The sequence below is a fragment of the Streptomyces sp. NPDC042346 genome, from assembly GCF_055581845.1.
In genome coordinates, this window is record NZ_JBVJEH010000001.1 from 1 (window position 1) to 22,124 (window position 22,124).

Genomic DNA, 22,124 nt, shown 5'->3' on the forward strand with positions numbered 1-22,124 from the left:
CGGATGTGGAAGCCCAGTAATGGGTGGAGCTGACCGGTACTAATAGGCCGAGGGCTTGTCCTCAGTTGCTCGCGTCCACTGTGTTAGTTCTGAAGTAACGAACACGCCCCCCTTTGGGTGGTGCGGCGGTTCATATCTTCATAGAGTTTCGGTGGTCATAGCGTTAGGGAAACGCCCGGTTACATTCCGAACCCGGAAGCTAAGCCTTTCAGCGCCGATGGTACTGCAGGGGGGACCCTGTGGGAGAGTAGGACGCCGCCGAACAATCATTGTGGGAAAGCCCCGCACCTTATGGTGCGGGGCTTTTCTGCGTTCCGGGGCAGAAATGGGACTGCCTGTGCTTCTTATGCCGGTTATGCCGGCGCTACCAGTTGGGTGTCGTAGGCCAGGATGACCGCCTGGACGCGGTCGCGGGCGCCCGTCTTCGCGAGGATGCGGCCGATGTGCGTCTTCACCGTGGACTCCGCGAGATGGAGGCGTTCGGCGATCTCCGTGTTCGTCCAGCCCTGGCCGACGACCGTGAGGATCTCGCGTTCCCGTTCCGTGAGGGTGGAGAGGCGCGGGTCCTCCTCGGGCGGGGCCGGCGGCGCGGTGGGCCGGGGCAGGTGCTGGATGTAGGCGTCCAGGAGACGGCGCGTCAGGCTCGGGGCCACGACGGCGTCGCCGCTCGCGACCGCGCGGATGCCCGCGAGGAGCTCCTCCGGCTGGGCGTCCTTCACCAGGAAGCCGCTCGCACCCGCGCGCAGGCCCTCGTACGCGTACTCGTCGAGGTCGAAGGTGGTGACGATCAGGATCCGGGTGCGGGCGCCCGTCGTGACGATGCGGCGGGTGGCCTCGATGCCGTCGAGACCGGGCATGCGGATGTCCATCAGGACGACGTCCGGGTGGTGGCGGTCGACCAGGCGGATCGCCTCGGTGCCGTTCGACGCCTCGCCGACGACGGTCATGTCGTCCTGGCTCTCCAGCAACATGCGGAAACCGAAGCGCTGCATCGGCTGGTCGTCGGCGATGAGTACGGTCGTCACGAGGGGGAGTCCTCCAGGGGGAGTAGGAGACGGACGCGCCAGCCGCCGGCCGGCAGGGGGCCGCAGTCGAGTCGGCCATCGTAGAGGGCGGCGCGTTCGCGCATGCCGGTGAGGCCTTGGCCCGTGCCGTCGGTGAGGGGTGGGGTCGTGGTGGTCGTGCCTGTGTCGGCTACTTCCACCAGGAGTTCCTTCGGGGACCAGGACAGGAGCACGGTCGCTCGTGCCGAGGGGCCCGCGTGCTTGAGGGTGTTCGTCAGGGCTTCCTGGACCACCCGGTAGACCGTCAGCTGGGCACCCGGCGCGAGGGGTTGGGCGGTCGGCTCGTCGCGGATGTCGAGCTCCACCGCGAGGCCCGCCTTCCGTACACCGGTCAGGAGTGTGCCCAGGTCGGCCAGGGTGGGCTGGGGGTCGCGGACCGCCTCCTGCTCGTCGTCGCGCAGGACGCCGAGGAGGCGGCGGAGGTCGTCGAGGGCCTGACGGCTCGTCGTACCGATGGCGTCGAGGGCCTGGGCGGCGCGCTCGGGGCTCTTGGCCGCCGCGTACCTGCCGCCGTCGGCGAGACCGGTGATGACCGAGAGGTTGTGGCCGATGATGTCGTGCATCTCCCTCGCGATCCTGGTGCGTTCGGCTGCGGCGGCGAGCCGGACCTCCTGGTCGCGTTCGATCTCCAGGCGGCGGGCCCTGTCGACGAGGGAGGTGGTGTGGTCCCGGCGGGAGCGGACGACCAGGCCGAGGAGGGCGACGAGGGCGTACCCCCACAGGGTGGGGATGACGCGCTGGTCCCAGGTCTCGTGGGGGAAGCGGAGTGCGCCCGTCACCAGCGGCGGCAGGATGAGGGCGAAGGCCCAGAGGAGTGCGCGGGGCGGGCGGGTGAGCGCGAGGTGGAACACCGGGAGCATCTGGAGGTAGCCGGCTTGGAGGAAGGCCCCGGAGCCTTCGCTGACGAGCGTCGCGCAGGCCATCACGCCGAGGGCCGTCATGGGCCGGCTGCGGCGCCAGTAGAGCGGCAGGGTGAGGGCGAGGCTCAGGGCGAACACGAGCCGGCCGGGGACGGACGGGTCGCGGGCGGTGTTCTGCCAGCCGCCGGCCGCGTCCACGAGCGCCGCGACCGTCCAGACGAGCGTCAGGCCGGCGTCCCACACCGCGGGGTGTCGGATGTCGAAGGCCCGTGCCCGGGCCAGCAGGCGCTGGATGTACCTGCTCAGGCCCGTCGCCTCGGCAGTCGTCTCCTGTGTGGTCACCCGGTCATCATCCTCATACGTCACGGGACTTGAGCAACAGAGCGGGGACCGCGAGTGTCGCCGCCGCCCACAGGAGCAGGGCGAGGAGTGCGGCGCCGGGGGAGGCCGCGCCGGGCATCGGGGTCGCGGAACCGAGGGCGCCGGCCGCCTGGGTGGGGAAGTACCGGATGGCGGTGTCCATCGCCTCGTACGGGAGCATCCCGAGGATCTCGGGGACGATCAGGACCCCGCCGACGAACGCGCCGATCGCGCCCGGCACGGAGCGCAGGCCGGCGCCGAGGCCGAGGGCGATGACGCCGAGGAGCGTGACGCCGGCGGCGTTGCCCGCGATCGCGGTGAGGACGCCGTCGTCGGTGAGGGAGGCGGCCTGGTCGGTGCCGGAGAGGAAGGCCTGGGCCGTGAGGAAGGTGGCGAGGGCGGTGACCAGGGAGACCGTGAAGACGACGGCCGTGTAGACGGCGGCCTTCGCCCACAGGACGGGGAGGCGGCGGGGGACCGCGGTGAGGGAGGCGCGGACCATGCCCGTCGCGTACTCGCCGGCGGTGACGAGGATGCCGAGGACGGCGAGGGCGATGCCGCCGAGCTGGGAGCCGTAGAGGGTGAGGACGACGGTGTCGACGTCGGAGTCGCCGCCGTCGGAGGTGTACGTGGAGCCCATGAGGATGCCGACGCCGAGGACGAGCGCGGCGGCGGCGAGGACGGTGATCCAGGTGGAGCGGACGGTCCGGAGCTTGTGCCATTCGGAGCGGAGGATCCGGGTGAAGGTGAGGCCGTAGGGCGAAGGGGTGGTGGTGGCGGCCGTGGTGGTCGTGGTCGTCGTCATGCGGGGGCTCCCTGGTATTCGACGGAGTCGCGGGTGAGGTCCATGAACGCCTGCTCCAGTGAGGCGGCCTGCGGGGTGAGTTCGTGGAGGGGGAGGCCGTGGGCGGCGGCCGTGCGGCCGATCTCCGGGGCGTCGAGGCCGGTGACGAGGAGGGTGTCGGGTGCCTCGGTGGTGCAGCGCGCGTCGGGGAGGAGTGCGCGCAGCCGGTCCGCCTCCGGGGTGACGACCTTGACCGAGGCGCCGCCGGAGGTGCGTACGAGCTCGTCGACCGTGGTGTCGGCGAGGAGGCGGCCCTTGCCGATGACGATCAGGTGGTCGGCGGTGAGGGCCATCTCGCTCATGAGGTGGGAGGAGACGAGGACGGTACGGCCCTCGGCGGCCAGGGACCTGAGGAGGGTGCGGATCCACAGCACGCCCTCGGGGTCGAGGCCGTTGACCGGTTCGTCGAGGACGACGGTGGCCGGGTCGCCGAGGAGCGCGGCGGCGATGCCGAGGCGCTGGCCCATGCCGAGGGAGAAGCCCTTGACGCGCTTGTGGGCGACGTGGGTGAGGCCGGTGAGGGCGAGGACGCGGTCCACGCGGGTGCGGGGGAGGCCGTGGGTGTGGGCGAGGGCCATGAGGTGGTGGTACGCGGAGCGGCCCGGGTGCAGGGAGCGGGCTTCGAGGAGGGCGCCGACCCGGGTGAGCGGGGCGCGGTGGTCGGCGTAGGGGCGGCCGTCGACGGTGGCGTGGCCGCGGGTCGGGGTGTCGAGGCCGAGGATCATGCGGAGAGTGGTGGACTTTCCGGCGCCGTTGGGGCCGAGGAAGCCGGTGACGGTGCCGGGGCGGACGGTGAAGCTGAGGTCCTGGACGACGGTGGTGTCCCCGTACCGCTTGGTGAGGTTCTCTGCTCGGATCATGTCGTCGACGCTACGGAGCGGGGGGTGGCCGGACGTCGGACCCGGGGAGGGGACCGGGGCGCGGGGGTGGTACCGCGGTACGACGGGGCGGGTGTGAGAGGAAATGCCTTGTCAGGGGCGTCCTGTCGTGGCGAGGATCGTGGGCATGGACTATTCGATACGTACTCTCCGCGCCGACGAGTGGGAGAAGGCCCGTGAGCTGCGGCTCGCCGCCCTCCAGGACCCGGTCGCGCACCTCGCGTTCCTCGACACGTACGAGGACGCCGTGGAGCGGCCGGACAGCTTCTGGCAGGAGCGTGGTGCGGGGGCCTCGGAGAGCGGGGACGGTTCCGTGCGTCAGTTCGTCGCGGAGGCGGCGGACGGGCGGTGGGTCGGCTCGGTGACGGTGCTGGTGGAGCGGGCGTCGGCGGACGCGGTGTTCGGCGCGTCGGCGAAGGTCGACCAGACGCACATCGTGGGGGTGTACGTACGGCCGGAGGCGCGGGGCGGCGGGGCGATCGACGGGCTGTTCCGGGCGGCCGTGGAGTGGTCCTGGACGCTGTCGGATCCGGTGGTGGAGCGGGTGCGGCTGTACGTCCACGAGGACAACGCGCGGGCCGCGGCCTTCTACCGGCGCTTCGGGTTCGTGGCGTCGGGGGCGCGCGTGACCCTGGAGAGCGGTGTGAGCGCGGGCGCGGAGGAAGTGGAGTACGAGCTGCCGCGCCCGGGCGCGTAACGCGTGCTCAGGGGGTGAGCGCGCCCTCCGGCCAGCGGCTGCGGGCCTGTTCGCGGGAGCGGAGGAGGGCCAGGGTCGGGAGGCCCTGGTCGTGGCCGGTGGCGAGGAGCTCCGGGAGGTCGGGGAGCGGGGCCACGGCGGCGACGTCGTCGAGGACGAGCGTCAGTGGTGGGTCGAGCCGACCGTCGGATGACCGTGCGGCCATGCGGCGGCCGTGCTCGACCACGCTGGTGGCGAGGGCCGTGAGGAGCGGCATCGCGCCGGGGTGGGCTCGGGGGTCCTCGATCGCTTCGCCCACCAGGTAGAGGGTGCCCCCTTCGGCGAGGAAAGATGCGAGCGCCAGCGAATCCGTTCGATTCGGGACGCAGGACTCCCTGATGTGGATCGAGGAGAGCGCGGCGAGCGCACGGGCCGTCAGTTCCTGGGCGAGGCGGCGGCTTTCGGGGTGGGCGGTGAGCGCCGATTCGAGGAGGCCGGCGAGGCCCGAGGCGGCCTTGGGGTGGCTGCGGAGGATGCGTACGGGCTCGTGGGCGCCGGCGCCCTGGGCCCAGCGGTGGACCTGGCGGAAGGAGCGGCCGTCGACGGCGGCGGCGTGCAGCCAGCACCGCAGGAGCGTTTCGGCGGTCTCGGCGGTGGTGGCGTCGAGGCGGGAGTGCGGGCGTACGGGGGCGAGCAGGGCGGCGGCCCGCTGCTGGGCGACGGCCGGGTCCTCGCAGTGCTCGGACGGGGACCAGTGGAGCCGGGCGGGGGTGTCACAGAGGTGGCCCGGGTCGTGGACGAGGACCGGGCCGAGTTTGCCGCGCGCGTCCTTCGTCGCCGACCAGACGGTGGGGTCCGAGGTGACGACGAGGACGGGGCCTTCGGCGTCCCGGATCGCCTGGACGGCGAGGGGGTGGCGGGTCTCCGGGGGGCCGAGGAGGAGCCGGGGGGTGGCGGCGCCCAGGGGGGTGGCGGCGGGGGCGACGGCGGGGGTGACGGTCGGGGTGGTCGGGAGGACCGGTGGGACGGTCGGCGGGGCGGGCTGCGGGAGGGTGAGCCCGGGCGGTTCCGGGGCGTGTTCCTCCGCGGAGCGGCGTGGGGCCGGTGGGGCGCGGTCCGGGAGGGGCGCGGGGGCTTCCCGTACGAGCGTGGGGTCTTCCCGTACGGGAAGGGGCTTGCGGTCTCGTGCGCGGGACGGCTCGTACGCGCCGGACTTGCGGTTCGCGCGGACCGCGCGCCAGCGGGCGATCGTGCCGAGGGCGAAGATCGCGAGGACGAGCAGGATCATCGCCTCGCCGATCAGCAGGCCCCAGAACAGCCCGTATCCCGACAGCCCGCCGGCCGGGGTGGCGGGCCAGGCGGCCGCCAGGTCGGTCGGGGCGGTCGCGAGGGAGCGCAGGGCCGCGGGGGTGCGGGTGAGGGCGACCCCCTCCGGCCAGGCGCCGTGGGCGAGGAGACCGCCCAGGCCGGTGGCCGCCCAGACCAGGACCGTGAGGCAGAGGAGGAGGCCGAACAGGCTGAGCAGCAGCCCGTCGGAGATGCCTCCTCCTCTCTTCGCCGGTTCCATCTACGCCACCGTCGACTGCGACGTGCCGTTCATCTGCTGCTCGATGAGGATCGCGCGCTGCTCCGTCTCCCACTCGAGTTCCGGGTCGGCGACGACCGAGGACTCGGTCATCGCGCGGTCGGTGTAGACGAGGGGGCGTTCGCGCTCGGTGATGAGGTGTTTGACCACCTGTACGTTGCCGTTGACGTCCCAGACCGCGATGCCGGGGGTGAGGGTCGGGATGATCTCGACGGCCCAGCGGGGCAGGCCGAGGACCCGGCCCGTGTTGCGTGCCTCGTCGGCCTTCTGGGCGTAGATGGTCCGGGTGGAGGCCATCTTGAGGATCGCCGCGGCCTCCTTGGCCGCCGCTCCGTCGACGACGTCGGAGAGGTGGTGGACGACGGCGACGAACGACAGGCCGAGGCGGCGGCCGAACTTGAGCAGCCGCTGGAACAGCTGCGCCACGAACGGGCTGTTGATGATGTGCCAGGCCTCCTCGACGAGGAAGATGCGCTTCTTCCGGTCGGGGCGGATCCAGGTGTGCTCCAGCCAGACGCCGACGATCGCCATGAGGATCGGCATGGCGATGGAGTTGCGGTCGATGTGGGAGAGGTCGAAGACGATGAGGGGCGCGTCGAGGTCGATGCCGACGGTCGTCGGGCCGTCGAACATGCCGCGGAGGTCGCCGTCGACCAGCCGGTCCAGGACGAGGGCGACGTCCAGGCCCCAGGCCCGTACGTCGTCTATGTCGACGTTCATGGCCTCCGCCGATTCGGGTTCGGGGTGGCGGAGCTGCTCGACGATGTCGGTGAGGATCGGCTGGCGGTCGGTGGTGTGGCTGGTGACGTAGGCGTGGGCGACCTTGAGGGCGAAGCCGGAGCGCTCGTCGAGGCCGTGGCCCATCGCCACCTCGATGATCGTGCGGAGCAGCGCGAGCTGTCCCGTGGTGGTGATCGAGGGGTCGAGGGGGTTGAGGCGGATGCCGGAGTCGTTGGCGACCATCGGGTCGAGCCGGATGGGAGTTATTCCCAGCTCCTGCGCGATGAGGTTCCATTCGCCGACGCCGTCCTCGCCCTGGGCGTCGAGGACGACGACCTGCCGGTCGCGGAAGCGGAGCTGGCGGAGCACGTACGTCTTCTCCAGCGCCGACTTGCCGTTTCCGGACTCGCCGAGGACCAGCCAGTGCGGGGCGGGGAGCTGCTGCCCGTACAGCTGGAAGGGGTCGTAGATGTATCCCTTGCCGCTGTAGACCTCGCGGCCGATGATCACGCCGGAGTCGCCGAGGCCGGGGGCGGCGGTCGGCAGGTAGACGGCCTGGGCCTGTCCGGTGGAGGTGCGGACGGGTAGGCGGGTCGTCTCCACCTTGCCGAGGACGAAGGAGGTGAAGGCGTCGGTGAGTGCGGACAGCGGATCTCGCATCGGTCGGTGCCCCTTCGGCCTTAGCGGCGGATGCCGGTCGCGAACGGCAGGGTGTTCACAAAGGCCCGGTGGTGCTCGCGGTCGCACCACTCCAGCTTCAGGTACGACTTGCCGGCGGAGGCCCTGATCGTGCGCTTGTCCCGGGCGAGGGCCTCGGGTGAACGCGACGACACCGTGATGTACCCGACGAGGTTCACTCCGGCCGCGCCGCTGGCGAGATCTTCACCCCGCTGGTCGAGCCGGCCGTGGGCGGCGATGTCGCGGGGGTCGACGGTGCGGTTCATCTTGGCGGCGCGGCTGGCGTCGGCCTCGTCGTTGGTCTTCTCGGTGAGCATGCGCTCGATGGCGACCTCGGTGGGCTCCAGGTCCATGGTGACGGCGACCGTGCGGATGACGTCGGGGGTGTGGACGAGGAGCGGGGCGAGGAAGTTGACGCCGACCGGGGTCATCGGCCACTCCTTCACCCAGGCCGTGGCGTGGCACCAGGGGGCGCGGGTGGAGGACTCGCGGGTCTTGGCCTGGAGGTACGTCGGTTCCATCGCGTCGAGTTCGGCCGGCCAAGCGTTTCGTTTCGTCATGGCCTGGATGTGGTCGATGGGGTGGTCCGGGTCGTACATGGAGTGGACGAGGGAGGCGAGCCGGGACTGGCCGAGGGGCTGGCGTACGCGGATGTCGGCCTCGGCGAGGCGGGCGCAGATGTCGGTGAGCTCGCGGGCCATGACGACGGCGAGGCCGGCGTCGCGGTCGAGCTTGCGGGCGCCGGAGGCGTGGCGGGCGGCGCGGGCCATGACGTTGGCCTCGGCGGCGAGTTCGCGCGTGTAGTGCATGCAGGCGACGAGGTAGGCGCGGTGCTGCTCGCTGGAGGTGGAGACCATCGACTGGAGCTGCTCGTACGACTCCTTGAGCCAGCCGGGGGCGGTGGCGTCGCCGCGCTGGGTGACGTCCTTGGCGTGGGCGTCGGGGTCGGCGGGGAGGGTGCGGGCCAGCATCTGGATGCGGGTCACGAAGCCGTCGCCGTTGGCGACGTGCTTGAGGAGGGTGCCGAAGCGGTCGACGAGGGCTTCCTGGTCCTCGCTGTCGCGCAGGCCGACGCCGGGGCCCTCGATCTCGATGGCGGCGGTGACGGTGCGGCGGTCGGCGTGGAGGAGGACGGCGATCTCGTCGGGGCCGAAGGGGGCGGCGAGCCAGCCGACGCGGCCGATGCCGGGGGGCGGGCCGACCTCGACCTCGCGGCCGTCGAGGCGGGTGCCGGACTCGGCGGCGACGGAACGGTAGGCCGTGCCGCGCTTGAGCATGCGCTTGAAGCTGCGGTTGATCTCGAACCACTTGTAGAACGTGCGGCCCTTGTACGGGAGGTACACGGCGGCGATGCCGACCATGGGGAGGCCGGCGAGGAGCGCGATCCGGAGGGGGAGGACGGGGACGAGGAGTCCGCTCATCATGCCGAGGAAGGCGCCGACGATGATGAGGGCGATCTCGCCCGTCTCACGGTTCTTGCCGACGATCGCGTTCGGCCGGGCGCGGCCGACGAGATACGTGCGGCGGGGCGCGACCGGCTGGGACTGGGTCGTCAACGCCCTCCACCTCCAGAGTTGCGGTTGCTGTGCGGGGTACCCGTGGTGGGACTGCTGCTACGGGGTGCGGGCGGGGGTGTGGCCCCGCCGCCGCGGTTGTCGCCGCCGCGGCTGCTGTGGGCGGCGACGCCGCCGGCGAGGGGGTTGGCGGGGCGGGCCTGGGAGCCCTGGCCGCCGCCGCTGTCGCGGGTGCTGTGGGTCTTGATGCCCTGGGAGACGAGGGAGGCGGGGGAGGAGATGACGGCGGCGGCCGTGTTCTCGCCGGCGCGGTGGAGCCGGTTGTTGCGGGAGGCGGCGATCTCGTCGCCGAAGCCGGGGACGAAGCGGTAGATGACCGCGGAGGAGAAGATGGCGAGCAGGATGATCGCGAGGCCGGAGACGACGGCGGAGAACGAGTCGGGGCCGGTGCCGGAGGAGAGGGCGCCGGCGAGGCCGAGGACGATCACGATGACCGGCTTGACGAGGATCACCGCGATCATGATTCCGGCCCAGCGGCGGACGTGGCCCCACATGTTCTTGTCGACGAGGCCGGAGTAGACGACGACGCCGAGGAGGGCGCCGACGTAGAGCATCACGGCGCGGAGGAACAGCTCCAGGTAGAGGACGCCGGCGGCGAGGACGGTCACCAGCGACACGATGATCAGCATGATGGGGCCGCCACCGATGCTGTCGCCCTTCTGGAGGGCCTGTTTGAAGCTGCCGAAGAAGACGTCGGTCTGCTGGCCGGTGCCGGAGGCGATGACCTCGGTGACGGCGTCGGTGGCGTTGACGACGGTGTAGAGGATGAGCGGGGTGAAGGCGGAGGCGAGGACCGTCAGCCAGAGGAAGCCGATGGCCTCGGAGAGTGCGGTGGTGAGGGGGACGCCGCGGATGGCTCGTTTGGCGACGGCGAGGAGCCAGAGGAGGAGGGTGAGGAAGGTGGCGGCGGCGAAGACGATCGCGTACCGGCCGAGGAACTCCAGGTTGGTGAAGTCGACGTCGGCGGTTTCTTTGACGGCCTTGGAGAGGTAGTCGATGGTGGCGATGGCGGCGTCGGCGCAGCCGCGGGCGAGGGAGGAGAGGGGGTCGAGGGCGGTGGTCGGGTTGGGCAGGGGTGCCTGGGTGCCGCCGCCGGACTCGCTCCTCTCGCAGAGCTGGCGGGCCGTTCCCGTGAGGAGCTCGCACGCCTTGTTGCCCGGGGTCGGGGTCGGAGTGGGGGCCGTCGGGGTCGGGGTGGGGGCCGCGTGGGCAGCCGGGGCGAGCAGGAGGGGGGCGGCGAGGAAGGCGGCGAAGGCCGCGGTCGTCGCGCGCCCGGCCAGGCTTCGGCTAGCGGGCATAGGTGAACGCTCCGTATCCCTCGACGGCCTCGGCGATCTCGTCGGCCGTGGAGGCGCGGTTGTCGCCGTTGACCGGGGTGGGGCCTTCGCTCTGGCTGAAGGACTCGATGCGCCAGTCGCCCCCGACCCACGTGAGCTTCTGCGTGACGGTGAACCAGGTGGCGGTGACGGGCTTGGTCGATCCTGCGCCGGCGAGGCCGCCCAGACCGGTGCACCAGACGTCGACCGTCGCGGAGTTCTCCGTGTAGTCACGGACCTTGGCGCCGACGGGGACGGTGCGTGAGACGAGGGTCGTGCCGGCGGGCGCGGTGCCGTTCTCGTCGAGTCCCATGCCGGCCATGAGGCCGGCGGAGTAGGAGGCGTCGAGCTTCTTCAGGAGGTCTTCCACGACGGCGGGGTCGTGGATGGCGCGCACGATCTCCTCGCGCGGGCCGTCCTGGAACATCTCGGCCGAGCCGAGCACCACCGCGTAGTTCGTCGCCGCGCTCTGCGCGCCCTGCTCGGTGCGGGCGAAGCCTGCGGGGAGGCGGCCGTTCTTGCCGGTGACCGGGCGGATGCCTGTTGCTGCCGTCGGGGCCGTCTTGCCCGGGGTGCCTGCTGCGGGGGCCGCGTCCGCCGGGTCTCCGCCGCCGCGGTTGGCGAAGGCGATCGCCGCGATGAGGAGGACCACCACGCCCACGACCGTGAGGAGGGAGCGGGAGCTGCGGACGGGGCGGCGGGCGCCTCCGTAGACGTCGCCGCTGTTGCCCTCGGGCAGGCGGGTCCGGGTCTGGCCCGAGCCGCCCACGCCGCCGAAGCCGTCGTGCTCGTCGCCGAGGCTCATGCCGGGTACGCCCCCTCACTCGTTCGCGGGTACGACAGTGCTGCAGGATGGCTGGCCATCAGGGAACGCACACACAACATCAGCAGGCCTCAGGAGGATGGAGTCCGACGGGGGATCAGACGGCCATCCCGTACACGATGGTGAAGAGCGTCCCCAGCGATCCGATGATGAAGACGCCGGTGAGGCCGGCCACGATCAGGCCCTTGCCCTGTTCCGCGCTGAACGTGTCGCGGAGTGCGGTCGCGCCGATGCGCTGCTTGGCCGCTCCCCAGATGGCGATGCCGAGGCAGAGCAGGATGGCCACGGCCATCACGACCTCGATCATCACCTTGGCTTCGTTGCCCAGGCTGCCGAAAGGCCCCCAGTTCGGGGCGATTCCACCGATGATGGTGGTGATGTCGCCCTTTTCTGCCGCCAGGTACATGTAACTCACCGCCCCTGTTGGGTAGTTAACTGCCCTTGCCGGACGGCATGGGTCATCGCCCTATCTTCGCTGATGAAACCGCTCGCGTGTGACGGCTTGACGGCTCTCTTTACCCGATCCCCGCACACTTGACCGGTCTGACCGTCTTGACCTGCGGTGGTGTGGCCGGTTTCTATGCGAAGAAGCGTATGGTCACTCTGTGTATCACGGAGGGTGACTCCGGGCAATGATTGTCGTTGTTGCACTCTTGGGGCGCCGTCGCGCCGCCGGTTCGGTCGTCGGTGCGCGTCCTGCGGAAGAACTGACGGCACGTCGCGCAACCACCCCGTCGGGCCCCTCGCCGCCTAGACTGACTCCGGGGCGTACTGCCAAGAGCCAAGGGGTGGTTGACGGTGCGTAAGGCTGGCAAGGCGTGGCTGGTGGCCGGTGGGGCCCTCGGGGTCTGCCTCGGCTTCGTCGCCCTGCTCGTCGTCGGGACGTACTCCGCGGCGGCGGGTCTCATCGGCGGAGCGGGCAGCGGCAAGAACGGCACCGTGGGGCTGGCCAAGGGCTCGGTCCCCGCCGCCTACCAGGGGCTCGTGCAGAAGTGGGGCAACCTCTGCCCCGCGATCAACCCCGCCCTGCTCGCCGCGCAGCTCTACCAGGAGAGCGGCTGGAACCCGCGGGCCGTCTCCCCGGCCGACGCGCGGGGCATCGCCCAGTTCATCCCGGGGACCTGGGCCGGGCACGGCATCGACGGGGACGGCGACGGGGACCGCGACATCTGGGACCCGGCGGACGCGATCCCCTCGGCCGCCTCGTACGACTGCGAGATCGCCGGCTACGTGAAGAACGTGCCCGGGGACCCGGCGAACAACATGCTGGCCGCGTACAACGCGGGCGCGTACCGGGTCATCCGGCACAGCGGGGTGCCGCCCATCAGCGAGACGCAGAACTACGTGCGGATCATCCGCTCCCTGGAGAAGAGCTTCGCCCGGCCGGTGGGCCGCGTCGAGCCCTCCCGGCAGGCCGCCGGCGCCATCCACTACGCCCAGCAGAAGCTCGGCACCCCCTATCTCTGGGGTGGTACGGGCACGGCCGCGCAGAATGGCCGGTTCGACTGCTCCGGGCTGACCAAGGCCGCGTACGAGAACGTCGGCATCGAGCTGCCGCGCGTCGCCAACGACCAGTACAACGCCGGGCCGCACCCGAGCAGGGACGAGCTCCTCCCCGGCGATCTCGTGTTCTTCTCCGACGATCTGACGAACTCGCGGGCCATCCGCCACGTCGGTATCTACGTCGGCGGCGGGTACATGATCGACGCCCCGCGCACCGGTGCGGTGATCCGTTTCGACCGGATCGACACCCCCGATTACTTCGGTGCGACCCGGGTCACCAAGGAAGGCGCCGCCGCGCTGCCCACCCATCTTCCGCAGGCGTAGGGGCAGGAGACGGACCGTCGGGTCGTAAGGGACATGGCCGGAACTCTCCGTCATGCAGTGGCCCTGAGCTGCGGTGAACCGTCACTCTTCGATAACGTCCTCATGATCCACCGGCGACAGCGGAACGCGCGCCTCAGGCAGTTCGTTCCCTGATCCGAACGCTCTGACCACGGGGGTGGGAAGACAGACACGAGAAGCAAGGGGCCGCAGCAGATGGCTGGACTCGCATCGGACGGTTCCAACCCCGATGTCAGCCTGCTCTACGACATCAACGGCCTCGCGAAGGCCGCTCCGCCGTGGTTCGACCGCGTCATGGAGTTCGTCGGCGAGTACGGGATCATGCTCGGGATGGTCCTCGTCGTGCTCTGGTGCTGGTGGAGCGTCCGCCGCGGCGGCACCCTCGGGGACTCCGTGTCCGCCGTCGCCGGGCTCGTCTGGGCCCCGCTGGCCGCCGGTATCGCCCTTCTCGTCAACATCCCCATCCGGGGCTTCGTCGAGCGCCCCCGGCCCTTCAACGACCACCAGGGCCTCGACGTCCTCGTCGCGGGCAAGACCGACTTCTCGTTCGTCAGCGACCACGCCACCATGGCCATGGCGCTCGGCGTCGGCCTCTTCGTCGCCCATCGGAAGTTCGGCCTCGCCGCCATCGGCCTCGCCCTCGCCGAGGGCTTCGCCCGGGTCTACATGGGCGTGCACTACCCGACCGACGTGATCGGCGGATTCGCCCTCGGTACGGCGGTGGCGCTGCTCCTCGCCCCCGTCGCGCTCGCCCTGCTGACCCCGCTCGTCTCCGCCGTCGCCCGCTCCGGCCGCGGCGCCCGGCTCGTCCGCTCCCGGCGCGCCCCGGAACCGCGCAGGCCGGAGGCCGTCGGCATCCCCGAGCCCCGGCTCGGCGGCCCCGCCACCGGCACGGACCAGAACGACCTCGCGGCCTAGGGGGTACACGGCCCAGGGCGTACACGGCCCAGGCCTGACACGGCCCAAGCCGGACACGGCCCAGGGGCTCAGCCGCTCAGGGGCCTTCGGGGGATGTCGTGCGGAGATGTTCCGAGGCGTCCGTACGGGCTCTGTCCCGCGATCTGCGGGCCGGCCCCGACCAGCCGCAGCTGCACCTGGCCAGCGCGAACGAGCCGCGCTCCGTCGTCGTGGTCGCGTGAGGGGAGGACTGCGCATGCACACGACCACCGTACTGCGCGTGACGGCTCGCCCGGGCCGTCGTTATGCGGAGCGGGTGTCCCCGAGCCCGCGGGATCCGGGGACGTGCGGGTCCCGGGCAAACAGCGGTGAGGCGTTGGGGGTTGGCAGGCGATGGTGGTGCAGGGGTACGGGCGTCCGCACGGTCGCGGGAGCGGGGCGTTCGCCGTCACCGCCGCCCTGGTCGGCTCACTCGTCGGGGGTTCGGCGGTCGCGGGCTGCGCCGCACCGGAAGACCCGAAGCCGGCGGTGGACCCGCTCCTCGCCGTACGGAACGCCGCCGACGCGCTGACCAGGGCCGGGACCTCCAAGGCGAGCACCTCCATGGAGATGGCCGCCGGCGGGACCCGGGTCACCATCCGGGGCGAGGGCGGCTACGACTTCCGCCGCCGCACCGGCCGGCTCCAGGTGGTGCTGCCCAAGGACGCGGCCGGGACCGACGAGCACCGGCCGATCACCGAGCTCCTCACCCCCGGCGCCCTCTACATGAAGAACCGGGGCGCGGGAGTGCCCGCCGACAAGTGGGTCCGCGTCGACACCACGGCCCTCGACGACGGGAACCTCGTCACGGGCGGGGCCACCGACCCGGCGGCCGCGGCGGAGCTGCTGCGGGGCGCCCGGGAGGTCACGTACCTCGGCGAGGTCGAGCTGGCAGGGGTGAAAGTCGGCCACTACCGAGGCGTCGCCGACATCGCCCACGCGGCACGCGTCGCCTCGCCGCAGCTGCGCGGGGCGCTCGCCGCGGCGGCGAAAGGGTTCGCCAAGGACACGGTGCCCTTCGACGCGTATCTGGACGCGGAGGGCCGGCTGCGGAAGGTCCGCCACCAGTTCAGCTTCAGCAACCAGGGCCGTACGGTCGCGGTCGCGTCGACCACCCTGCTGTACGGCTTCGGGGTCCGCGTCCAGGTGACGCTGCCGGACCGGCGGGACATCTACGCCGGGAAGATCAAGGCCTGAGCAGGGCCGCGGCCGGGCCCGGGTGGTTCGGACCATCGCCAAATGGTCCGGACGTGTCATGCGCGCTGGGTGGCGCTCTCCCTACGCTGGGAGACCGCCGGGAACCCTGGGAGACAGACGCCGGCAGGAAGAGGTGACCGCACGTGGCCCCGCCCGGTACAGCGACCATCCCCGCAGACCCGGACTGCGTCGCCCTCGCCGAGATCGAACTGTGCGGCGAACTGATCATCGCGGCCTCCGCCGCGGACGGGGAGCGCCTCAGCGCCGACCGGATCGACGAGATCCTGAGGGTCGCGGCCGAGCGGGCCGTACGGGAACGCTGACCGTACGGCCCCCCCCACCGCGCAGAAGGGGCCCGCTCAGGTGCGCATCATGCGGGCGATGGCCTTCGTGGCCTCCTCGACCTTGGCGTCGATGCCCTCGCCGCCCTTGGCGGCCGCGTCCGCGACGCAGTGCCGCAGGTGCTCCTCCAGGAGCTGGAGCGCGAAGGACTGGAGCGCCTTCGTCGACGCCGAGACCTGCGTGAGTATGTCGATGCAGTAGACGTCCTCGTCGACCATCCGCTGGAGACCGCGGATCTGGCCCTCGATCCGGCGGAGCCGCTTGAGGTGCTCGTCCTTCTGCTTGTGGTAGCCGTGCACGCCGTGGTCGTGGTCGGCAGGCTCGACGGCCCCGACAGCCTCGACGGTCTCGGGGGTGACCTGGTCCGCCTCGGTGGTCGTCATCGCGTCCTCCCGTTGTCCAGAAAGGGGGTGTATACCCCTCGTGGGTATATGGTACCGATCCCCGCCGGTCCGGGCGGGGGCCCGTGCAGTTCACTGTGCCTGATGGGCGACACTGAGAGGACGCCGGTTAGCCGTGGCCGGATGATGCGCCTAGCATCAGCCTGACCGAAACCCAGCACCCCGAGGACCTCACGTGCGATTTCGTCTGACCCCCAGGGAGACGAGCTTCTATGACATGTTTGCCGCGTCCGCGGACAACATCGTCACGGGCTCCAAGCTCCTGATGGAACTGCTCGGCGCGGAGCCTTCCGCCCGGGCCGAGATCGCGGAGCGGATGCGGGCAGCGGAGCACGCCGGCGACGACGCTACCCACGCGATCTTCCACCAGCTGAACTCCTCCTTCATCACACCCTTCGACCGCGAGGACATCTACAACCTCGCGTCGTCCCTCGACGACATCATGGACTTCATGGAGGAGGCCGTCGACCTGGTCGTCCTCTACAACGTCGAGGAGCTTCCCAAGGGCGTCGAGCAGCAGATCGAGGTGCTGGCGCGGGCGGCGGAGCTGACCGCCGAGGCCATGCCGAACCTGCGGACGATGGCCAACCTCACGGAGTACTGGATCGAGGTCAACCGCCTGGAGAACCAGGCCGACCAGATCCACCGCAAGCTGCTCGCGCAGCTCTTCAACGGCAAGTACGACGCCATCGAGGTGCTCAAGCTCAAGCAGATCGTCGATGTGCTGGAAGAGGCGGCCGACGCCTTCGAGCACGTCGCCAACACGGTGGAGACCATCGCGGTCAAGGAGTCCTGAGCTTCGTGGACACCTTCGCTCTGATCGTGACCATCGGTGTCGCGCTCGGCTTCACGTATACGAACGGCTTCCACGACTCCGCCAACGCCATCGCCACCTCGGTGTCGACCCGTGCGCTGACCCCCCGGGCGGCGCTGGCGATGGCGGCGGTCATGAACCTCGCGGGTGCCTTCATGGGCAGCGGGGTCGCCAAGACCGTCAGTGAGGGGCTCATCGAGACCCCGACCGGCGACAAGGGGATGGGCATCCTCTTCGCCGCGCTGGTGGGCGCGATCATCTGGAACCTCGTCACCTGGTACTTCGGTCTGCCGTCCTCCTCCTCGCACGCGCTGTTCGGCGGCATGGTGGGCGCGGCGCTCGCCGGTGGCACCGAGGTGATCTGGGGCGGGGTGCTCGACAAGGTCGTCATCCCGATGTTCATCTCGCCGGTGGTCGGCCTCGTGGTCGGTTACCTGGTCATGTGCGCGATCATGTGGATGTTCCGCAAGGCCAACCCGCACAAGGCCAAGCGCGGCTTCCGTATCGCGCAGACGGTGTCGGCGGCCGGCATGGCGCTCGGCCACGGTCTGCAGGACGCGCAGAAGACCATGGGCATCGTGGTGATGGCCCTGGTCATCGCCGATGTGCAGGAGTCCGGCGACGACATCCCGGTGTGGGTGAAGATCGCCTGTGCCGTGATGCTCTCGCTCGGTACGTACGCGGGCGGCTGGCGCATCATGCGGACGCTCGGCCGCAAGATCATCGAGCTGGACCCGCCGCAGGGCTTCGCGGCGGAGACGACGGGTGCGTCGATCATGTTCGGCTCGGCGTTCCTGTTCCACGCGCCGATCTCGACGACGCACGTCATCACCTCCGCGATCATGGGTGTGGGCGCGACGAAGCGCGTCAACGCGGTGCGGTGGGGTGTCGCCAAGAACATCATCCTGGGCTGGTTCATCACCATGCCGGCGGCGGCGCTGGTCGCTGCCGCGAGCTACTACGTGGTGCAGCTGTTCTTCGGCTGATGCCGTCGAGGCAAATGGTTGGGCCCGGCTCCCCTGTGGGGGAGCCGGGCCCTTTCGTCTTCACGGTGGCACCGCCATGCAGCACCGAAAGACGGTCTTGGGGGGGCGAGCGGTTTAGCCGAAGCGGCCGGAGATGTAGTCCTCGGTCGCCTGGACGCTCGGGTTGGAGAAGATGCGCTCGGTGTCGTCCAGCTCGATCAGCTTGCCGGGCTGGCCGACGGCCGCCAGGTTGAAGAAGGCCGTGCGGTCGGAGACGCGGGCGGCCTGCTGCATGTTGTGCGTCACGATGACGATCGTGAAGCGCTCCTTCAGCTCGCCGATCAGGTCCTCGATGGCGAGGGTGGAGATCGGGTCGAGGGCGGAGCAGGGCTCGTCCATGAGGAGGACGTCCGGCTCGACGGCGATGGCCCGTGCGATGCACAGACGCTGCTGCTGGCCGCCGGAGAGGCCGGAGCCCGGCTTGTTCAGGCGGTCCTTGACCTCGTTCCAGAGGTTCGCGCCCTTGAGGGACTTCTCGACGATGTCGTTGAGCGCGGCCTTCTTGTACTTGCCGTTCAGGCGCAGGCCCGCCGCCACGTTGTCGAAGATCGACATGGTGGGGAAGGGGTTGGGGCGCTGGAAGACCATGCCCACCGTGCGGCGCACGGCGACCGGGTCGACGTTGCTCCCGTACAGGTTCTCGTCGTCCAGCATCACCTTGCCCTCGACGCGGCCACCGGGGGTGACCTCGTGCATGCGGTTCAGGGTGCGCAGGAAGGTGGACTTGCCGCAGCCGGAGGGGCCGATGAAGGCCGTCACCGAGCGGGGTTCGACGGTCATCGAGATGTCGTCGATCGCCTTGTGGGCGCCGTAGTAGGCGGAGAGGCCGCTGACGTCGATTCGCTTGGCCATGGGGATCACTTCCAATTTGCCGCGGTCAGCGGCCGGTCTTCGGGGCCTTCCAGCGGGCGATGCCGCGGGCCACCAGGTTGAGGATCATGACGAAGGCGATCAGGACGAGCGCTGCGGCCCAGGCGCGGGACACGGCTGCGTCGGTGCCGACCGCGTACTGCTCGTACACGTAGAGCGGCAGGGAGGACTGGGCGCCTTCGAAGGGGTTCGGGTTGATGAGCTTCGTACCGAACACGAGGAGCAGGACGGGGGCCGTCTCACCGGTGATGCGGGCGACCGCGAGCATGACGCCCGTGGTGATGCCGCCGATCGCGGTGGGCAGGACCACCTTCAGGATCGTGCGCCACTTGGGGATGCCGAGGGCGAGGGAGGCCTCGCGGAGCTCGTTCGGGACGAGCTTGAGCATCTCCTCGGTGGAGCGGACGACGACCGGCATCATCAGGATGGCGAGGGCCATCGCGCCGGCGAAACCGGAGGGCCCGAAGCCGAGCATCAGGTTCCAGGTGGCGAGGATGAAGAGGCCGGCGACGATCGACGGGATGCCCGTCATGACGTCGACGAAGAAGGTGACGGCCTGGGCGAGCTTCCCGCCGCCGTACTCGACGAGGTAGACCGCGGTGAGGAGACCGATCGGGGCCGCGATCAGGGTCGCGATGCCGACCTGCTCGATGGTGCCGAGCAGTGCGTGGTAGACGCCGCCGCCGGCCTCGGTGTCGAGGACGCCGTTCATCGAGTGGGTCAGGAAGTAGACGTCGAGGACTTCCATGCCCTTGCTGATCGTGACCCAGGCGAGGGAGAGCAGCGGGATGACGGCGAGGACGAAGCAGACCCAGACGAGGCTGGTGGCGACGCGGTCCTTGGCCTGGCGGCTGCCTTCGACCTTGGTGGTGACGGCGTACGTCGTGAGGACGAAGAGCAGGCCGGCGATCATGCCCCACTGGACCTTGCTGTGCCAGCCGGCGGCGAGGCCGATCCCGATGCCCGCGGCGATGGAGAAGGCGGCGACGGCGGCCGGGGTCCAGCGCGGGAGGCGGGCGTGGGAGAGGGATCCGCGGCGCGGATCGACGGAGACCGGACGTTCCTGTATGGCGTGGCTCATGCCGCGGCCCCCGAGTACTCCTTGCGGCGGCCGATGATCCAGCGGGCGGCGCCGTTGACCAGCAGGGTGATGACGAAGAGGACGAGACCGGAGGCGATGAGCGCGTCGCGGCCGAACTCGTTGGCCTCGTTGAACTTGGCGGCGATGTTCTGGGCGAAGGTGCCGCCGCCCGGGTCGAGGAGGTGGCCCGAGATGAGGAAGCTGGGGGAGAGGACCACGGCGACGGCCATGGTCTCGCCGAGTGCGCGGCCGAGGCCCAGCATGGAGGCGGAGATGATGCCGGAGCGGCCGAAGGGCAGCACCGACATGCGGATGACCTCCCAGCGCGTGGCGCCGAGGGCGAGGGCGGCCTCTTCGTGCATCTTCGGGGCCTGGAGGAAGACCTCGCGGGTGACGTTGGTGATGATCGGAAGGATCATGATCGCCAGCAGGATGCCCACGGTGAAGAGGTTGCGGGCGGGGCCGTCGCCGGCCTTGTCGAAGATGTACGTCCAGCCCAGGTACTCGTCGAGCCACTGGTTGAGGCCGTCCAGGTACGGGACGAGGAAGATCGCGCCCCAGAGGCCGTAGATGATGCTGGGCACGGCGGCGAGCAGGTCGACGACGTACGCGAGCGGCTTGGCCAGCTTGCGCGGCGCGTAGTGCGAGATGAAGAGCGCGATGCCGATCGCGACCGGCACGGCGATGGCCATCGCGATGATCGAGGAGACGATCGTGCCGAAGGCGAGGACGGCGATGCCGAAGACCGGCGGGCTGCCGGCGGGGTTCCACTCGAAGGTGGTGAAGAAGTTGGTGCTGTCCTTCGAGATGGCGAGGACGGCACGGTAGCTGAGGAAGCCGGCGATCGCGGCCATGATCACGAGGAGGGTGATGCCGGAGCCTCGGGACAGACCGCTGAAGATGCGGTCCCCGGGGCGGGACGCGCTCTTGGCGCGCCGGCTCCTCTGTATGTCTGGTGTGGTGGTAGCCATCTGCTTCTCCGGTCTGCGGTGCCCGTACGGGTGTGCGGGCTCCTGGCGGCGGTGCACCGGATGCCGGGTCCGGCCCCTGTGGTGAGGGGCCGGACCCGGCCGGGGGTCAGGACAGGGTGGGGACGATCGCGCGGACCTTGGCCGCGATCTCGGCCGGGAGCGGGGCGTAGCCGGCGTCGGTGAGGACCTTCTGGCCCTCCTCGCTCGCGGTGTAGGTGAGGAACGCCTTCAGGGTCGGCAGGGTCTCCGCCTTGTTGCCCTTGTCGCAGGCGATCTCGTACGTGACGAGGACGATCGGGTAGGCACCCTCGGCCTTGGTCTTGTAGTCGAGGGAGAGGGCGAGGTCGTTGCCCGTGCCCTTGACCTTGGCGGCGGCGATGGCCTTGGACGCGTTCTCCGAGGTGGCGGCGACCGGGGCGGAGGCGCCGGTGTTGATGCTGACCGTGGAGGACTTGTTCGCGGCGGCGTACGAGAGCTCCATGTAGCTGATGGAACCCTCGACGTCCTTGACCGCGGTGGCGACGCCGGAGGAGCCGTTGGCGGCCTGGCCGCCCTCGGCGGGCCACGACTTCGACTTCGGGTCGTGCTTCCAGTCGGCCGGGGCGGCGGTCGAGAGGTACTTGCCCAGGTTCTGGGTGGTGCCCGACTCGTCCGAGCGGTGGAAGGCCTGGATGTTGGAGTCGGGAAGCTTGGCGCCCGGGTTCAGCTTGGTGATCGCCGGGTCGTTCCACTTGGTGATCTTGTTGTCGAAGATCTTGGCGATGGTGGAGGCGTCGAGGACGAGGTTGTCCACGCCTTCCAGCTTGTAGCCGATGGCGATGGGGCCGCCGACCATCGGCAGGTTGACGCCGGTGCCGCCCGCGCAGACCTTCTTCGACTCGGCGACCTCTTCGTCCTTCAGGGCGGAGTCGGAGCCCGCGAAGGCGACCTGGCCCTGGTTGAACTTGGTGATGCCGCCACCGGAGCCGATGCCCTGGTAGTTGATCTCGACGCCCTCACAGGCGGCCTGGAAGTTCTTGACCCACAGGTCCATCGCGTTCCGCTGGGCGCTGGAGCCGGCGGCCAGCAGCTTGCCCTTGGCGCCCTCACAGGAGATGTTCGACGCGGCGGCGGAGGTCGTGGTCTTGCCGCCTTCCTTCGCCGGGGTCTCCGTGTTGTTGTCCGAGCCACACGCCGAGAGGACCAGGGCGCCGGAGACGACGAGGGCACCGATCGCGGAGGCGCGAAGCCCGTTCTTGCGCGAAAGCTTCACTTTCGGGTGTTC

23 protein-coding genes and 1 rRNA gene are annotated in these 22,124 nt (G+C 70.5%); 9 read left to right on the plus strand and 15 right to left on the minus strand.

Annotation, left to right across the window (positions count from 1 at the left end; translation table 11 throughout):
* The first annotated feature begins 147 nt into the window (after positions 1 to 147).
* Positions 148 to 264 (plus strand): 5S ribosomal RNA (gene rrf, locus ACZ6K0_RS00005).
* 89 nt (positions 265 to 353) lie between these two features.
* Here the strand turns inward: rrf and ACZ6K0_RS00010 are convergent.
* Genes ACZ6K0_RS00010 through ACZ6K0_RS00025 form a run of 4 tightly spaced genes read right to left on the minus strand, consistent with a single transcriptional unit; the run spans position 354 to position 3,988 of the window.
* Positions 354 to 1,025, minus strand: coding sequence for a response regulator (locus tag ACZ6K0_RS00010; RefSeq protein ID WP_376410920.1), 672 nt, complete (start codon positions 1,023 to 1,025; stop codon positions 354 to 356).
* A complete protein-coding gene (locus tag ACZ6K0_RS00015) occupies positions 1,022 to 2,266 on the minus strand; it encodes a sensor histidine kinase (protein ID WP_469228859.1) in 1,245 nt (414 codons plus the stop codon). Before ACZ6K0_RS00015 ends, ACZ6K0_RS00010 begins: the two co-directional genes overlap by 4 nt.
* A gap of 13 nt (positions 2,267 to 2,279) precedes the next feature.
* Entirely contained in the window at positions 2,280 to 3,089 is an 810-nt protein-coding gene (locus tag ACZ6K0_RS00020) for an ABC transporter permease (protein WP_469228861.1), read from the minus strand.
* The gene (locus ACZ6K0_RS00025; RefSeq protein ID WP_376410929.1) at positions 3,086 to 3,988 is read right to left on the minus strand and encodes an ABC transporter ATP-binding protein; all 903 of its coding nucleotides are present in this window, start codon (positions 3,986 to 3,988) and stop codon (positions 3,086 to 3,088) included. The genes ACZ6K0_RS00020 and ACZ6K0_RS00025 overlap by 4 nt, the downstream gene beginning before the upstream one ends.
* A 145-nt stretch (positions 3,989 to 4,133) precedes the next feature.
* Between ACZ6K0_RS00025 and ACZ6K0_RS00030 the strand changes: the two genes are divergently transcribed.
* A complete protein-coding gene (locus tag ACZ6K0_RS00030) occupies positions 4,134 to 4,703 on the plus strand; it encodes a GNAT family N-acetyltransferase (RefSeq protein WP_469228863.1) in 570 nt (189 codons plus the stop codon).
* Positions 4,704 to 4,710: 7 nt separating this feature from the next.
* On the opposite strand, the gene ACZ6K0_RS00035 is transcribed toward ACZ6K0_RS00030, so the two are convergent.
* The 6 genes from ACZ6K0_RS00035 to ACZ6K0_RS00060 form a co-directional block, all read right to left on the minus strand.
* Positions 4,711 to 6,249 carry a type IV secretory system conjugative DNA transfer family protein gene (locus ACZ6K0_RS00035; protein WP_469228865.1) on the minus strand — a complete coding sequence of 513 codons (1,539 nt, stop codon included), beginning with the start codon at positions 6,247 to 6,249 and terminating at the stop codon, positions 4,711 to 4,713.
* On the minus strand, positions 6,250 to 7,647 hold the full coding sequence (locus ACZ6K0_RS00040) for an ATP-binding protein (protein WP_376410938.1): 1,398 nt from the start codon (positions 7,645 to 7,647) through the stop codon (positions 6,250 to 6,252).
* A gap of 20 nt (positions 7,648 to 7,667) precedes the next feature.
* Positions 7,668 to 9,221, minus strand: a complete 1,554-nt coding sequence (locus ACZ6K0_RS00045) for an SCO6880 family protein (protein ID WP_376410941.1) — start codon at positions 9,219 to 9,221, stop codon at positions 7,668 to 7,670.
* On the minus strand, positions 9,218 to 10,537 hold the full coding sequence (locus ACZ6K0_RS00050; RefSeq protein WP_469228868.1) for a hypothetical protein: 1,320 nt from the start codon (positions 10,535 to 10,537) through the stop codon (positions 9,218 to 9,220). The genes ACZ6K0_RS00045 and ACZ6K0_RS00050 overlap by 4 nt, the downstream gene beginning before the upstream one ends.
* Positions 10,527 to 11,360 (minus strand): DUF8175 domain-containg protein, encoded by an 834-nt coding sequence (locus ACZ6K0_RS00055; RefSeq protein WP_376410947.1) that lies wholly within the window; start codon positions 11,358 to 11,360, stop codon positions 10,527 to 10,529. Before ACZ6K0_RS00055 ends, ACZ6K0_RS00050 begins: the two co-directional genes overlap by 11 nt.
* 115 nt (positions 11,361 to 11,475) lie before the next feature.
* Complete coding sequence (locus ACZ6K0_RS00060; protein WP_024757447.1) at positions 11,476 to 11,784, minus strand: hypothetical protein; 309 nt, start codon at positions 11,782 to 11,784, stop codon at positions 11,476 to 11,478.
* 392 nt (positions 11,785 to 12,176) lie between these two features.
* On the opposite strand from ACZ6K0_RS00060, the gene ACZ6K0_RS00065 reads away from it, so the two are divergent.
* The 5 genes from ACZ6K0_RS00065 to ACZ6K0_RS00085 all read left to right on the plus strand — a co-directional run bounded on the left by ACZ6K0_RS00065 (position 12,177) and on the right by ACZ6K0_RS00085 (position 15,679).
* On the plus strand, positions 12,177 to 13,205 hold the full coding sequence (locus tag ACZ6K0_RS00065) for a C40 family peptidase (RefSeq protein WP_469228870.1): 1,029 nt from the start codon (positions 12,177 to 12,179) through the stop codon (positions 13,203 to 13,205).
* A 213-nt stretch (positions 13,206 to 13,418) separates the two neighbouring features.
* Positions 13,419 to 14,141, plus strand: a complete 723-nt coding sequence (locus ACZ6K0_RS00070; RefSeq protein WP_469228872.1) for a phosphatase PAP2 family protein — start codon at positions 13,419 to 13,421, stop codon at positions 14,139 to 14,141.
* Between the two features lie 98 nt (positions 14,142 to 14,239).
* Positions 14,240 to 14,362, plus strand: a complete 123-nt coding sequence (locus tag ACZ6K0_RS00075) for a hypothetical protein (protein WP_376410957.1) — start codon at positions 14,240 to 14,242, stop codon at positions 14,360 to 14,362.
* 151 nt (positions 14,363 to 14,513) lie between these two features.
* Positions 14,514 to 15,356, plus strand: a complete 843-nt coding sequence (locus tag ACZ6K0_RS00080; protein ID WP_376410960.1) for an SCO4651 family lipoprotein — start codon at positions 14,514 to 14,516, stop codon at positions 15,354 to 15,356.
* A gap of 143 nt (positions 15,357 to 15,499) precedes the next feature.
* The gene (locus ACZ6K0_RS00085; protein ID WP_376410963.1) at positions 15,500 to 15,679 is read left to right on the plus strand and encodes a hypothetical protein; all 180 of its coding nucleotides are present in this window, start codon (positions 15,500 to 15,502) and stop codon (positions 15,677 to 15,679) included.
* Between the two features lie 36 nt (positions 15,680 to 15,715).
* Here ACZ6K0_RS00085 and ACZ6K0_RS00090 read toward each other — a convergent pair whose 3' ends face one another.
* On the minus strand, positions 15,716 to 16,081 hold the full coding sequence (locus ACZ6K0_RS00090) for a metal-sensitive transcriptional regulator (RefSeq protein ID WP_317597654.1): 366 nt from the start codon (positions 16,079 to 16,081) through the stop codon (positions 15,716 to 15,718).
* 193 nt (positions 16,082 to 16,274) lie between these two features.
* Here ACZ6K0_RS00090 and ACZ6K0_RS00095 point away from each other — a divergent pair, with 193 nt between their 5' ends.
* Together ACZ6K0_RS00095 and ACZ6K0_RS00100 are read left to right on the plus strand one after the other, a co-directional pair.
* Positions 16,275 to 16,895, plus strand: a complete 621-nt coding sequence (locus tag ACZ6K0_RS00095) for a DUF47 domain-containing protein (RefSeq protein ID WP_327163361.1) — start codon at positions 16,275 to 16,277, stop codon at positions 16,893 to 16,895.
* Between the two features lie 5 nt (positions 16,896 to 16,900).
* The gene (locus tag ACZ6K0_RS00100) at positions 16,901 to 17,899 is read left to right on the plus strand and encodes an inorganic phosphate transporter (protein WP_376410968.1); all 999 of its coding nucleotides are present in this window, start codon (positions 16,901 to 16,903) and stop codon (positions 17,897 to 17,899) included.
* A 114-nt stretch (positions 17,900 to 18,013) separates the two neighbouring features.
* Here ACZ6K0_RS00100 and pstB read toward each other — a convergent pair whose 3' ends face one another.
* The 4 genes from pstB to pstS all read right to left on the minus strand — a co-directional run bounded on the left by pstB (position 18,014) and on the right by pstS (position 22,112).
* On the minus strand, positions 18,014 to 18,790 hold the full coding sequence (gene pstB / locus ACZ6K0_RS00105; RefSeq protein ID WP_376410971.1) for a phosphate ABC transporter ATP-binding protein PstB: 777 nt from the start codon (positions 18,788 to 18,790) through the stop codon (positions 18,014 to 18,016).
* A 25-nt stretch (positions 18,791 to 18,815) separates the two neighbouring features.
* Positions 18,816 to 19,889, minus strand: coding sequence for a phosphate ABC transporter permease PstA (gene pstA, locus ACZ6K0_RS00110; protein ID WP_469228877.1), 1,074 nt, complete (start codon positions 19,887 to 19,889; stop codon positions 18,816 to 18,818).
* Positions 19,886 to 20,860, minus strand: coding sequence for a phosphate ABC transporter permease subunit PstC (gene pstC / locus ACZ6K0_RS00115; protein ID WP_376410977.1), 975 nt, complete (start codon positions 20,858 to 20,860; stop codon positions 19,886 to 19,888). The genes pstA and pstC overlap by 4 nt, the downstream gene beginning before the upstream one ends.
* A 106-nt stretch (positions 20,861 to 20,966) precedes the next feature.
* Positions 20,967 to 22,112 (minus strand): phosphate ABC transporter substrate-binding protein PstS, encoded by a 1,146-nt coding sequence (gene pstS / locus ACZ6K0_RS00120; RefSeq protein ID WP_376410980.1) that lies wholly within the window; start codon positions 22,110 to 22,112, stop codon positions 20,967 to 20,969.
* Positions 22,113 to 22,124: the final 12 nt, after the last annotated feature.

Excerpts from the sequence above, each read along its gene's own strand:
- ACZ6K0_RS00020 (WP_469228861.1), bottom strand. The coding sequence starts at position 3,089 with ATGACGACGACCACGACCACCACGGCCGCCACCACCACCCCTTCGCCC.
- ACZ6K0_RS00025 (WP_376410929.1), bottom strand. The coding sequence starts at position 3,988 with ATGATCCGAGCAGAGAACCTCACCAAGCGGTACGGGGACACCACCGTC.
- ACZ6K0_RS00030 (WP_469228863.1), top strand. The coding sequence starts at position 4,134 with ATGGACTATTCGATACGTACTCTCCGCGCCGACGAGTGGGAGAAGGCC.
- ACZ6K0_RS00035 (WP_469228865.1), bottom strand. The coding sequence starts at position 6,249 with ATGGAACCGGCGAAGAGAGGAGGAGGCATCTCCGACGGGCTGCTGCTC.
- ACZ6K0_RS00040 (WP_376410938.1), bottom strand. The coding sequence starts at position 7,647 with ATGCGAGATCCGCTGTCCGCACTCACCGACGCCTTCACCTCCTTCGTC.
- ACZ6K0_RS00050 (WP_469228868.1), bottom strand. The coding sequence starts at position 10,537 with ATGCCCGCTAGCCGAAGCCTGGCCGGGCGCGCGACGACCGCGGCCTTC.
- ACZ6K0_RS00055 (WP_376410947.1), bottom strand. The coding sequence starts at position 11,360 with ATGAGCCTCGGCGACGAGCACGACGGCTTCGGCGGCGTGGGCGGCTCG.
- ACZ6K0_RS00060 (WP_024757447.1), bottom strand. The coding sequence starts at position 11,784 with ATGTACCTGGCGGCAGAAAAGGGCGACATCACCACCATCATCGGTGGA.
- ACZ6K0_RS00070 (WP_469228872.1), top strand. The coding sequence starts at position 13,419 with ATGGCTGGACTCGCATCGGACGGTTCCAACCCCGATGTCAGCCTGCTC.
- ACZ6K0_RS00080 (WP_376410960.1), top strand. The coding sequence starts at position 14,514 with ATGGTGGTGCAGGGGTACGGGCGTCCGCACGGTCGCGGGAGCGGGGCG.
- ACZ6K0_RS00090 (WP_317597654.1), bottom strand. The coding sequence starts at position 16,081 with ATGACGACCACCGAGGCGGACCAGGTCACCCCCGAGACCGTCGAGGCT.
- pstB (WP_376410971.1), bottom strand. The coding sequence starts at position 18,790 with ATGGCCAAGCGAATCGACGTCAGCGGCCTCTCCGCCTACTACGGCGCC.
- pstA (WP_469228877.1), bottom strand. The coding sequence starts at position 19,889 with ATGAGCCACGCCATACAGGAACGTCCGGTCTCCGTCGATCCGCGCCGC.
- pstC (WP_376410977.1), bottom strand. The coding sequence starts at position 20,860 with ATGGCTACCACCACACCAGACATACAGAGGAGCCGGCGCGCCAAGAGC.